Annotated in this window: 11 protein-coding genes; 4 read left to right on the top strand and 7 right to left on the bottom strand. The window is 60.3% G+C overall.

Features of this window, described 5'->3' with window-relative positions:
* Positions 1–78: 78 nt before the first annotated feature.
* Both ACRESD_RS01995 and ACRESD_RS01990 read right to left on the bottom strand, forming a co-directional pair.
* Positions 79–1065 (bottom strand): phosphate ABC transporter substrate-binding protein PstS, encoded by a 987-nt coding sequence (locus tag ACRESD_RS01995; protein ID WP_431749401.1) that lies wholly within the window; start codon positions 1063–1065, stop codon positions 79–81.
* Positions 1066–1315: 250 nt separating this feature from the next.
* Complete coding sequence (locus tag ACRESD_RS01990) at positions 1316–2605, bottom strand: MFS transporter (RefSeq protein ID WP_431749400.1); 1290 nt, start codon at positions 2603–2605, stop codon at positions 1316–1318.
* 458 nt (positions 2606–3063) lie between these two features.
* On the opposite strand from ACRESD_RS01990, the gene ACRESD_RS01985 reads away from it, so the two are divergent.
* Together ACRESD_RS01985 and ACRESD_RS01980 are read left to right on the top strand one after the other, a co-directional pair.
* Positions 3064–3468, top strand: a complete 405-nt coding sequence (locus ACRESD_RS01985) for an acyl-CoA thioesterase (RefSeq protein WP_003176975.1) — start codon at positions 3064–3066, stop codon at positions 3466–3468.
* Positions 3469–3525: 57 nt separating this feature from the next.
* Positions 3526–4425, top strand: coding sequence for a D-hexose-6-phosphate mutarotase (locus ACRESD_RS01980; protein ID WP_431749399.1), 900 nt, complete (start codon positions 3526–3528; stop codon positions 4423–4425).
* A 117-nt stretch (positions 4426–4542) separates the two neighbouring features.
* On the opposite strand, the gene ACRESD_RS01975 is transcribed toward ACRESD_RS01980, so the two are convergent.
* From ACRESD_RS01975 to purE, 4 genes are all read right to left on the bottom strand, one after another.
* On the bottom strand, positions 4543–5079 hold the full coding sequence (locus ACRESD_RS01975; protein ID WP_010207590.1) for a DUF3299 domain-containing protein: 537 nt from the start codon (positions 5077–5079) through the stop codon (positions 4543–4545).
* 78 nt (positions 5080–5157) lie between these two features.
* Positions 5158–5403 (bottom strand): GlsB/YeaQ/YmgE family stress response membrane protein, encoded by a 246-nt coding sequence (locus ACRESD_RS01970; protein WP_431749398.1) that lies wholly within the window; start codon positions 5401–5403, stop codon positions 5158–5160.
* A gap of 106 nt (positions 5404–5509) precedes the next feature.
* Positions 5510–6595: a 5-(carboxyamino)imidazole ribonucleotide synthase gene (locus ACRESD_RS01965; protein ID WP_431749397.1), complete on the bottom strand. Its 1086-nt coding sequence runs from the start codon at positions 6593–6595 to the stop codon at positions 5510–5512.
* 11 nt (positions 6596–6606) lie between these two features.
* Positions 6607–7098, bottom strand: coding sequence for a 5-(carboxyamino)imidazole ribonucleotide mutase (gene purE, locus ACRESD_RS01960; RefSeq protein WP_003176980.1), 492 nt, complete (start codon positions 7096–7098; stop codon positions 6607–6609).
* A 361-nt stretch (positions 7099–7459) separates the two neighbouring features.
* On the opposite strand from purE, the gene ACRESD_RS01955 reads away from it, so the two are divergent.
* The gene (locus ACRESD_RS01955) at positions 7460–9202 is read left to right on the top strand and encodes a hypothetical protein (RefSeq protein WP_431749396.1); all 1743 of its coding nucleotides are present in this window, start codon (positions 7460–7462) and stop codon (positions 9200–9202) included.
* Positions 9203–9209: 7 nt separating this feature from the next.
* Here the strand turns inward: ACRESD_RS01955 and ACRESD_RS01950 are convergent, their stop codons facing one another.
* Entirely contained in the window at positions 9210–10121 is a 912-nt protein-coding gene (locus ACRESD_RS01950) for a LysR substrate-binding domain-containing protein (protein WP_431749395.1), read from the bottom strand.
* A 182-nt stretch (positions 10122–10303) separates the two neighbouring features.
* Between ACRESD_RS01950 and ACRESD_RS01945 the strand changes: the two genes are divergently transcribed.
* Positions 10304–11179: lyase family protein (locus tag ACRESD_RS01945; RefSeq protein WP_431749394.1), on the top strand; the 876-nt coding region annotated here is incomplete at its 3' end.

Genomic DNA, 11179 nt, shown 5'->3' with positions numbered 1-11179 from the left:
ACTCTACACCGCGTCGCCAGCATCGCGGGCAAGCCCGCTCCCACAGAAAAGCATGCATCTACACCAGGTATTGCAGGCTTATTTGCCTTCTTTCAGACCCAGGTCAGCCAGGGCCTTGGCGGCCACTTTGGCTGGCAGTGGGATGTAGCCGTCTTTCACGACAACTTCCTGGCCCTGCTTCGACAGAACCAGCTTCACGAACTCAGCTTCCAGCGGGGCCAGAGGCTTGTTCGGGGCTTTGTTGACGTAAACGTAGAGGAAGCGCGACAGCGGGTATTTGCCGTTCAGGGCGTTTTCTTCGCTGTCTTCGATGAAGTCGGTGCTGCCTTTCTTAGCCAGGGCAACAGTCTTCACGCTTGCAGTCTTGTAGCCGATGCCCGAGTAACCGATGCCGTTCAGCGAAGAGCTGATCGACTGCACGACCGAAGCCGAGCCTGGTTGTTCGTTCACGTTTGGCTTGTAGTCGCCTTTGCACAGGGCTTCTTCTTTGAAGTAGCCGTAGGTGCCGGATACCGAGTTACGACCGAACAGTTGAACCGGCTTGTTGGCCAGGTCGCCGGTCACACCCAGGTCACCCCAGGTTTTCACGTCGGCTTTGGCGCCGCACAGACGAGTCGAGGAGAAGATCGCGTCGACTTGTTCCATGGTCAGGTGCTGGATCGGGTTGTCCTTGTGCACGAAGACAGCCAGGGCATCCACGGCAACCGGGATAGCGGTTGGCTTGTAGCCGTACTTCTGCTCGAAGGCAGCCAGTTCGGTGTCCTTCATCTTGCGGCTCATCGGGCCCAGGTTGGAGGTGCCTTCAGTCAGCGCAGGTGGCGCGGTGGCGGAGCCAGCGGCTTGAATCTGGATGTTGACGTTCGGGTATTCCTTTTTGTAACCCTCGGCCCACAGGGTCATCAGGTTAGCCAGGGTATCGGAACCGACGCTGGACAGGTTGCCCGACACACCAGTGGTCTTAACGTAAGCCGGGATTGCCGGATCAACACCAGCGGCCACCGCGTTGGCGGTCGCAACGCCAGCAGCGACAAACGTCATTGCCGCCATCAAACGTTTCAGTTTCATGCCTTGCTCCTAGCAGATAGGGATAGTTGGATCGGGGCCAAGTATCGGTAGGCCGTGTGAACACTCTATGTCTGGAATGTGACAATTAGATGAAAGGCCAGCATTTGTGAAAAACCTGACAGGAAGGATAAAACTCAATAAAACCGGGGGTTGCGAGGAGGTTGGAGCGCTTGAAGAGGTGTTTCAGAAATACTCTGTAATCTATGACCCTTCCTACACCACTACGTAGGAAGGATCTTTAAGTCGCGAATTAACGCCCGCGCCGCCAGAGGTGTCCGCCCACGGCCATCCCCATCACACACAGGACAGCCACGTAATAAGCCGGGCCCATTGGGCTTTCCTTCATCAGCAGCGACACCGCCAATGGCGTCAGGCCACCGAATACGGCGTAGGCGACGTTATAGGAGAACGACAAACCGCTGAAGCGCACCACTGGCGGGAAGGCTTTCACCATCACGTAAGGCACCACGCCGATGGTGCCGACAAACAGACCGGTCAAGGCGTAGAGCGGGAACAGCCACTCGGGATGGGCAAGCAGGCTGTGATACAACGTCCACGAGGTTGCCAGCAGCAACGCACAACCGGTGACCAGCACGCGGCCGGCACCAAAACGGTCAGCCAGGGCGCCGGAGGCGATGCAGCCCAGGCTGAGGGTGACGATGGCCAGGCTGTTGGCTTGCAGGGCCACGGTAGGGCTGAAGTGGTAGACGGTTTGCAGCACGGTCGGGGTCATCAGGATCACGACGACCACACCGGCAGACAACAACCAGGTCAACAACATCGACAGTACGATAGCGCCGCGGTGGTCACGCAGTACCGCGCGCAATGGCAGCTCGGCGGCTAGGGTCTTGCGTTGCTGCATTTCGGCGAAGATCGGCGTTTCATGCAGCCAACGACGCAGGTACACCGACAGCAAGCCGAACACCCCACCGAGCAGGAACGGGATACGCCAGGCGTAGTCCGACACCTGCTCCGGGCTGTAAAGGGTGTTGATGGCAGTGGCCACCAGCGAACCCAGCAGGATGCCGGCTGTAAGGCCACTGGTCAGGGTGCCGCAAGCGTAGCCAATGTGCCGAGGCGGCACGTGCTCAGAGACGAAGACCCAGGCGCCCGGCACTTCACCGCCAATCGCCGCGCCCTGTATGACGCGCATCAGCAGCAACAGGAGCGGTGCCCACAGACCGATCTGCGCGTAGGTCGGCAGCAGGCCCATGATCAGGGTCGGCACGGCCATCATGAAGATACTCAAGGTGAACATCTTCTTGCGGCCCAGCAGGTCGCCGAAGTGCGCCATGATGATGCCGCCCAGCGGACGTGCCAGGTAGCCAGCGGCGAAAATGCCAAAGGTCTGCATCATGCGCAGCCATTCCGGCATGTCCACGGGGAAGAACAGTTTTCCGACCACCGTGGCGAAAAACACGAAGATGATGAAGTCGTAAAATTCCAACGCCCCGCCCAAGGCAGACAGCGACAGGGTTTTATAGTCGTTGCGGGTCAGCGGGCGCGACGGTTGCGCACTGCTTGCGGGCACGGAGGACATGGCAAGGCTTCTCTTATAGTAATCAGAACGGCAAGCCCGGGACTTGCATCGGGTTTGGCAAGATAGCAAATCGCCTGGAAAAGCACAGCGCCCGCCGAATAACCGTTCGAATGGGCGAAATATTCCCCACGGATGCGCGTTAACCGCAATAAGAAGCACAGTTGCCGGAAAAAGCCGCATTACAGACACTAATTGCCGACCAAATGAGTGCCCGAAGGTCGTCGCGGCGCAATCGTCTCGATATACTCGGCCCTTGCAAGTGCCAGACCCGCTGCCTTGAGGGGCTGCTGTGCCAAAACGTCGTTGGGTGCCACCCAGCCGATTTGGCAGAGTTTCCCTTTAGTACGCCTTACGAGAAACGCATTGAGCGGTGTATGTTGGTGCTGAAACGTTTTTTTCGAAGACGGCTATCCACTTGAAATACCCATGAAGCGTCACGGGTCAGAGGCACCCTCGGCATGATCGAACTCGAACAAGAAGATCCCATCCCGCAAGGCGACCTCGCCTTGCAAATCACTGCGCTCCCGCGTGAAACCAACGGTTTTGGCGACATTTTCGGCGGCTGGCTGGTCGCGCAGATGGACCTGGCGGGCACCGCCATGGCCAGCAAGGTCGCCGGTGGCCGCGTAGCCACTGTGGCGATTGATCGCATGGCGTTCCTGGTGCCGGTGGCCGTGGGCGCGCAGCTGTCTTTCTATACCCAGGCCCTGGAAATCGGCCGCAGCTCGATCCAGATGATGGTCGAAGTGTGGAGCGACGACCCGCTGTCCAGCGAATGGCGCAAGGTCACCGAGGCGGTGTTCGTATTCGTCGCCATCGATGGCAGTGGCCGTACGCGTTCGGTGCCGTCGCGCGCCCGTTAAACATCGCGGGGCTTTGACGGTCAATTGCCCCATTGCCTGCTATAAAGAGTGCCTTGTATGCCTACGCCCTACGTTGAAACCGTGAAAATCGACGAGCTGGATTGCTGGCGCATCCGCCACAACGGCGCCGAACTGATGGTGGCCCAACAGGGCGCGCATATCTTCAGTTACCAGCGCCAGGGCGAGCAGCCGCTGATCTGGCCGAACCCCGAGGCGGTGTTCAAGCAGGGCAAAGGTATTCGCACCGGCGTACCGGTGTGTTGGCCATGGTTTGGCGTATTCGACCGCAACCCGCAGAGTGTGAAGGCGATGCGTCAAAGTGAGCAGCCTGCAGGTGCCCATGGTTTCGCGCGCACAGCGCTTTGGGATCTGGTCGCGACCGAGCTTGAAGGCAATGCCTTGCGCATCGACTTGGTATTGCCCGTACCTGCTGGTGGTTTTCCCGGCTGGCCACATCAAGTCGATCTAAAACTGAGCTTGTTGTTGGATGATCAGTTGCATATCCGCCTGACCAGCCACAACCGCGGCACCGACACCGTGACCTTCAGCCAGGCCCTGCACACCTATTTCGCCGTGAGCGATGTGCGTAACGTGCAGGTCGACGGGCTGGACGGTGGAGCCTACATAGACACCGCCGACGGCTGGACGAACAAACAGCAAACCGGGCTGCTGCAATTCGCCGCCGAAACCGACCGCATCTACCTCGATACCCCGACGCAGTTGAACATCATCGACAAGGATTGGCAGCGCCGCATCCGGCTCAACAGCCAGGGTTCGAAATCGACAGTGATCTGGAACCCCTGGACCGAACGCGCCAAGGCGTTCGACGACATGGCCAATGATGGCTGGCAGGGCATGTTGTGCATCGAGACGGCGAATGTGCTGGATGATGTGGTGGCGCTGGCGCCGGGCAAAAGCCACACCTTGGGCGTGAGCATCACCGGCATCGCCCTGTAAACCCAATCGAAATGTGGGAGGGGGCTCGCCCCCAATAGCAGTAGATCATTCAGCCCAGTTGCTACTGATAGACCGCCATCGGGGCAAGCCCCCTCCCACATTGATAGGCATTGGGTCTTAGAGATCGGACTCCTTCACCACCCGCACCTTCCCTGCATCCAGGGCATACGCTGCATCCGCCAAATCGTTATTCACCTTTTCCACCTTCAACGTGCCCGTCACCCACAGCGGCGTGTAGATATCATCCAGCTTCAACCCCTTGGGATAACGCACCAGCACCAATTGGTTAGGCGGCGGTGGCGGCACATGGATGCACGCGCCCGGGTACGGCACCAGGAAGAACAGGGTGCTGCGGCCCTTGGCATCGGTTTCCAACGGCACCGGGTAACCGCCAATACGGATGTTCTTGCCGTTCATGGCGGCCACGGTCTTGGTGGAGTACATCACCGCAGGCAAGCCTTTGCTTTGCTTCAAGCCACCTTTGTCGGTGAACGTGCCTTGGGCTTCGGGGGAGTTATGGTCGATCTCGGGCATGGCCTCGAGGGCTTTCTGGTCCGACAGCGGCATCAGGTCAAGCCAGTCGGTTTCCGGCAATTCGCCGGCGTGCGCCAGGCCAGGGCCCAGCAGGAGGAGAGTCAACAGAAGACGGCGCATGGAGAGGCTCGACATATACAGGTGGCGAGCATTCTAGCCCTCTGCACCTGCGCAGCGCAGAGGGCTTCGTCGCTTAGATCATTTCTTTTTCAGCAGACCGTAGATCACCAGCAGCACGACGGCGCCGATCAACGCCCCGAAGAAGCCCGCGCCTTGGCCTGCCTGGTAGATACCCAGCGCCTGACCACCGTAGGTGGCGACCAGGGAGCCTGCAATACCCAGCAGGATGGTCATGATCCAACCCATGCTGTCGTCGCCTGGTTTCAGGAAACGCGCCAGCAGGCCGACGATCAAGCCGATAAAGATAGTTCCGATGATACCCATGGCATTTCCCTCTGAATGTAGGTGAGCTATGCCAAAGCCTAGCTAGGCTTTGGCATCCTGCAATCAGAGGATGGCGATCCCTAAATGGTTCCCGCCTAGCCCAGGCTTATTGTTCGGCGATCAGCGCTTCGACCTTGAGGATCTGCGCTTGCAGCGTTGCACGGTCCTTGCAGCGCAGGTTGGCGTGACCGACCTTGCGTCCGGCTTTGAAGGCCTTGCCGTAGTGATGCAAGTGACAGTCGTCGATAGCGATGACTTTATCCACTGCCGGGACCGTGCCGATGAAGTTGAGCATGGCGCTCTCGCCGACCTTGGCCGTGGACCCCAGCGGCAAGCCTGCCACCGCCCGCAGGTGGTTTTCGAACTGGCTGCACTCGGCACCTTCGGTGGTCCAGTGCCCGGAGTTGTGCACGCGCGGGGCGATTTCGTTGGCCTTGAGGCCACCGTCGACTTCAAAGAACTCGAACGCCATCACGCCGACGTAATCCAACTGCTTGAGCACACGGCCGGAGTAATCTTCCGCCAGCGCCTGCAACGGATGATCGGTGCTGGCCACGGACAGCTTGAGGATGCCGCTGTCGTGGGTGTTGTGCACCAACGGGTAGAAGCGGGTTTCGCCATCACGGGCACGTACGGCAATCAGCGAGACTTCGCCGGTGAACGGCACGAAGCCTTCCAGCAGGCAGGCAACGCTGCCCAGTTCGGCGAAGGTGCCAACCACATCGGCGGCGGTGCGCAGGACTTTCTGACCCTTGCCGTCGTAACCAAGGGTGCGGGTTTTCAGCACGGCCGGCAGGCCGATGCTGGCGACGGCGGCGTCCAGGTCCGCCTGGGACTGGATATCGGCGAAGGCCGGGGTCGGAATGCCCAGGTCCTTGAACATGCTCTTCTCGAACCAGCGGTCACGGGCGATGCGCAGGGCTTCGGCGCTCGGGTACACCGGCACGAACTGCGACAGGAAAGCCACGGTTTCAGCCGGGACGCTTTCGAACTCAAAGGTCACCAGGTCGACTTCGTCGGCCAGTTGGCGCAGATGGTCCGGGTCGCTGTAGTCAGCGCGCAAGTGCTCACCCAATGCGGCCGCACAGGCGTCCGGCGCCGGGTCCAGGAAAGCGAAGTTCATCCCCAGCGGCGTTCCCGCCAGGGCCAGCATGCGGCCCAGTTGGCCGCCACCGATTACACCGATCTTCATCGTCAACAACCTCAGGCGATACGTGGGTCTGGATTGTCCAGCACGCTGTCTGTCTGTTCGGCACGGAATTTTTTCAGCACCGCATGGAATTGCGGATGCTTGGCGCCCAGGATGCTGGCAGACAGCAGCGCGGCATTGATCGCGCCGGCCTTGCCGATCGCCAGGGTCGCCACCGGAATGCCGGCCGGCATCTGCACGATGGACAACAGCGAATCCACGCCCGAGAGCATCGCCGACTGCACCGGCACGCCGAGCACCGGCAGATGGGTCTTGGCCGCACACATGCCCGGCAGGTGCGCCGCACCACCGGCACCGGCGATGATCACCTCGATGCCACGGGATTCTGCTTCATCGGCATACTGGAACAGCAAATCCGGAGTGCGGTGGGCGGAGACCACTTTCACTTCGTAAGGAATGCCGAGTTTTTCCAGCATATCGGCGGTGTGGCTAAGGGTGGACCAATCGGACTTGGAGCCCATGATCACGCCAACCAATGCACTCATCGTCGTGCCTCTTCTCTCTGGGCGCCCGCAGGCGCGTCAAAAAACAACAAGCCACGCGGGAAATCCGGCGTGGCTTGTTGTACGAATTAAGGCCGGTTGGACCGGCCGAAGGCCGCGCAGTATACCGTAATAATCCAGATAAACAGCCCCTGGAATGACCATCTGTCTTAAGCGCCAAAGCGGCAGATTTACTGACTTGCAGGTCAACCCGGCAGGCCTTCCCCAACACTGAAACTTCACCCCTCCAACATCGAATGCCACTACCGCATTTGTCTATGGCACCGACAGGCAATGGCAGAGCGCAGCCTTATCGTGGACAGCGACACCCCCCACTGACATCTCCAAGGACAAGGACTGCCCCATGCCTGCATCGGTCGAGTATTACCGCACCCTACCCACGCCCCACGACATCCTCAACCTGACACCGCCCGAAACGGCCACATTGCTCAAGGCGCTGAACAAAAATGTCATCTACACCCTGGGGCACCTGCCGACTCGCCCGGTGAGTGCGCTGAAGCTGCTGACCCAGGTGCTCAAGCACTACCTGCCCGAGCCAGAACTGGACCGCATCTTCTACTCCTGCCCGCCGATGGACGCTACCCCGCAACAAACCTTGTACGAGCTCTACCACCACCTCGTTCTGTTCAACGCACTGCCCTCCACCTACGACGCCACTTCAGTGGTGTTCTACACCCCCGGAGCAGGTGCCTTGCAAGCCCTGCCGCCCGAGTGCCAGGCGCGATTGAAGATAGTTCTGCAGAACCTCCAGGGTATCGAGTTCTACCTGAGCGACCTCGCCGACTTCTGGCAAGCCCGGCACGCCTACGCCGACATGACCAACCAGGCGTACGTTGCGCGAGCCTTCGCAGCCCAGCTTCAGTGTGCGGCATCGCTCAGGCTGGCAGATGGTTCGCTGGACCATGAAAGCGTGGCGTTGATCACGCTCCTGGCGTCGCCCGGGCATATTTCCGGCTGCCATCTCTACCGCATCGCGTTTCAGGATGAAGAACAACAAGCGCATGTCCCGCTGTACGGCGCATTCCTGATTAGCCGCACGCCCGCCAGCGCAGCACCCGGTCAGAACCCCTGTGTCCTTTACGTACCCGGGCTCAAGCTGCAGGCGTTCTACTCGCCGGCCCTGCTCAGGGCCCATTTGATTGCCGAGTTGAACGAGACCACCCTCCACCGCCTGCTGCCGTGTATCGACCGCAATCAACTCCAGCGCTTGGAAGAGCTGGCCAGACAGGGGCTGCGGGACGATCACGTCAGCCTGTCACCGATGGTGTTCAGCCCGCACTTCTATGAGGACGTGAGCCTGGCACTGATCAACCAGCAACGCCGAGACATCCGGCACGCCTGGGCATGGGCGCAGCCTCGGCATTTCCAGGAGGCCAATTGGATCAACCGTCACATCGAGGCCGCCTCGGACCTCAGGTCATTGATGACCCTTGAAAGCACCTTCAAAGACCACGCGACACCCGCCATCGCGGCGTTTGAACGAAAACTGCCGCCCCGCCCAGCGCCCATTCCTGCGCCTGCTGCGCCGAAGCCGATCAACCTGAACGTCTACATCCATCGTGATTTGCACGGCGATAGCCGGCTGCCGTCCCTGCGCGACGATTATTTTTCCTGGCTGAAAACCGAACTGGAAGACCTTTCCGGCCGAACAGTCATGATCACTTTCCATCAGGAAACCGGACCGGCTTACCTAATCGATTTCAAATACAAAAGGGATCATCGGGTCAGCCTATCTACCTGGAAAAATACCGTCCTCCAGCACCTGGAACACGCTTCAATCGCCCCTTCGCCGCTCAACCTGTATCTGTTGCTGACCCTCGATGACATTGACTCACAAACAGCCGGCGTAGCTTATCTGCATGACAGCTTCGGCATTGCCGCGACAACGTCATACCGCACCGCAGCCCATGAAGTCGGACACATGCTCGGCGCGCAGCATGAAGACGGCGACAATATTTTCAATGGCTGGTGGCACGAAACCTTGATGAAGAAGCGTGAGTTTTTCTCGTTCCTGAGGGGCAACGCCTACCGGTTCAGCGACAAGAACCGGGATAACATCCGCACCTACCTGAGCCAGTTCGATTGACGGTCGACTAAACGGCGGGGCTCGCCGCCCCGCCTTCGAGCTTGCGCCACAGCAACCGCACATTTGCCTTGCGCACCAACGCGCAGCGATACAGACGAATTTCCAGCGGCACATGCCATTGCGGTCCGCCACACACCACCAATTCGCCCCGAGCCAATTCCGCGCGCACGCTAAGCTGCGGCACCCAGGCGATGCCCAGGCCTTCCAGGGCCATGCTCTTGAGGCTATCGGCCATGGCGGTTTCGTACACAGTGGTAAAGCGTAGCGCCCGCTGGCGCAGCAGCAAGTGCACCGATCGCCCGAGGAACGCACCCGCACTGTAGGCCAGCAATGGCACGCTGCCCTCGCCCTCCAGGTCGAACAGCGGCTTGCCGTCGGCGTCGGCGGCGCACACCGGGAGCATTTCGGTGTTGCCCAGGTGCAGTGACGGGAAGATCTCCGAGTCCATCTGCATGGCCGCGTCCGGGTCGTAGAACGCCAGCATCAAGTCGCAGCCGCCTTCACGCAAGGCATGCACCGCGTCGCCGACGTTGGTGGCGACCAACCGCGTGGCGATGTTCAAACCTTCGTTGCGCAATTGCGCGATCCAGCGAGGGAAGAAGCCCAGGGCCAAGGAGTGGGCGGCTGCCACCTGCATGACTTCGCCCTGGCCGCCTTCGAGATGATGCAAATGGCGCAGCACTTCACCGAGTTGTTCGACCACCGTGCGCGCAGTCACCAGGAACAACTGCCCCGCTGCCGTCAGCTCGATCGGCGTGCGCGAACGGTTGACCAGCGTCAGGCCCAACGCTGCTTCCAGGCTGCGGATACGACGGCTGAACGCCGGCTGGGTGACGAAGCGTCGCTCCGCTGCCTGGGAAAAGCTGCGAGTCGCCGCCAGGGCACTGAAGTCTTCCAGCCATTTGCTCTCAAGGTTCATTACTGTCTCCCGTGGGTACGCACCATTTTGGCACACACGCCCGCCATGACAACCGGGTCACACTCACATTATGCCGTTTGTGCATAGGCCAGTGTTTAACAGCATTGGCCCAAATATTCCCACAAGCCTAGCATTCGCAGCGTTCCGGCCAGTTCCGGGTCCATATCGAGATGATTTCCGTCATGTCCTCCGCTGCATCTTTCCGTACCGAAAAAGACCTGCTTGGCGTACTCGAAGTACCGGCTCAAGCGTATTACGGCATCCAGACCCTGCGAGCGGTGAATAACTTCCGCCTCTCGGGCGTTCCGATTTCGCATTACCCGAAATTGGTGGTCGGTCTGGCAATGGTCAAGCAAGCGGCGGCTGACGCCAACCGCGAGCTGGGTCAGCTCAGCGAAGCCAAGCACGCTGCCATCAGCGAAGCCTGTGCTCGTCTGATCCGCGGCGATTTCCACGACGAGTTCGTGGTGGACATGATTCAAGGCGGCGCTGGCACTTCGACCAACATGAATGCCAACGAAGTCATCGCCAACATCGCGTTGGAGGCCATGGGCCACAACAAGGGCGAATACCAGTACCTGCACCCCAACAACGACGTGAACATGGCGCAGTCGACCAACGACGCCTACCCGACTGCGATCCGCCTGGGTCTGTTGCTGGGTCATGACGCGCTGCTGGCCAGCCTCGACAGCCTGATCCAGGCGTTCGCCGCCAAGGGCGCCGAGTTCAGCCACGTGCTGAAAATGGGCCGCACTCAATTGCAAGACGCCGTGCCGATGACCCTCGGCCAGGAATTCCGCGCCTTCGCCACCACTCTGGGTGAAGACCTGGCCCGCCTGAAAACCCTGGCGCCAGAGCTGTTGACCGAAGTGAACCTGGGCGGCACCGCCATCGGTACCGGCATCAACGCCGACCCGCGTTACCAAGCCCTGGCCGTACAACGCCTGGCCGTGATCAGCGGCCAGCCGGTCGTGCCCGCCGCCGACCTGATCGAAGCCACGTCCGACATGGGCGCCTTCGTGCTGTTCTCCGGCATGCTCAAGCGTACCGCCGTGAAG

It is taken from the genome of Pseudomonas sp., assembly GCF_050739995.1.
Taxonomy (GTDB): Bacteria; Pseudomonadota; Gammaproteobacteria; order Pseudomonadales; family Pseudomonadaceae; genus Aquipseudomonas.
Note: the sequence above shows the minus strand (reverse complement) of the source record. Positions and strands in the feature narration are given on the sequence as shown.

What these genes read in the sequence shown, in the direction of transcription:
- ACRESD_RS01995 (WP_431749401.1), bottom strand. Translation starts at nt 1,065, where the DNA reads ATGAAACTGAAACGTTTGATGGCGGCAATGACGTTTGTCGCTGCTGGC.
- ACRESD_RS01990 (WP_431749400.1), bottom strand. Translation starts at nt 2,605, where the DNA reads ATGTCCTCCGTGCCCGCAAGCAGTGCGCAACCGTCGCGCCCGCTGACC.
- ACRESD_RS01985 (WP_003176975.1), top strand. Translation starts at nt 3,064, where the DNA reads ATGATCGAACTCGAACAAGAAGATCCCATCCCGCAAGGCGACCTCGCC.
- ACRESD_RS01980 (WP_431749399.1), top strand. Translation starts at nt 3,526, where the DNA reads ATGCCTACGCCCTACGTTGAAACCGTGAAAATCGACGAGCTGGATTGC.
- ACRESD_RS01975 (WP_010207590.1), bottom strand. Translation starts at nt 5,079, where the DNA reads ATGCGCCGTCTTCTGTTGACTCTCCTCCTGCTGGGCCCTGGCCTGGCG.
- ACRESD_RS01970 (WP_431749398.1), bottom strand. Translation starts at nt 5,403, where the DNA reads ATGGGTATCATCGGAACTATCTTTATCGGCTTGATCGTCGGCCTGCTG.
- ACRESD_RS01965 (WP_431749397.1), bottom strand. Translation starts at nt 6,595, where the DNA reads ATGAAGATCGGTGTAATCGGTGGCGGCCAACTGGGCCGCATGCTGGCC.
- purE (WP_003176980.1), bottom strand. Translation starts at nt 7,098, where the DNA reads ATGAGTGCATTGGTTGGCGTGATCATGGGCTCCAAGTCCGATTGGTCC.
- ACRESD_RS01955 (WP_431749396.1), top strand. Translation starts at nt 7,460, where the DNA reads ATGCCTGCATCGGTCGAGTATTACCGCACCCTACCCACGCCCCACGAC.
- ACRESD_RS01950 (WP_431749395.1), bottom strand. Translation starts at nt 10,121, where the DNA reads ATGAACCTTGAGAGCAAATGGCTGGAAGACTTCAGTGCCCTGGCGGCG.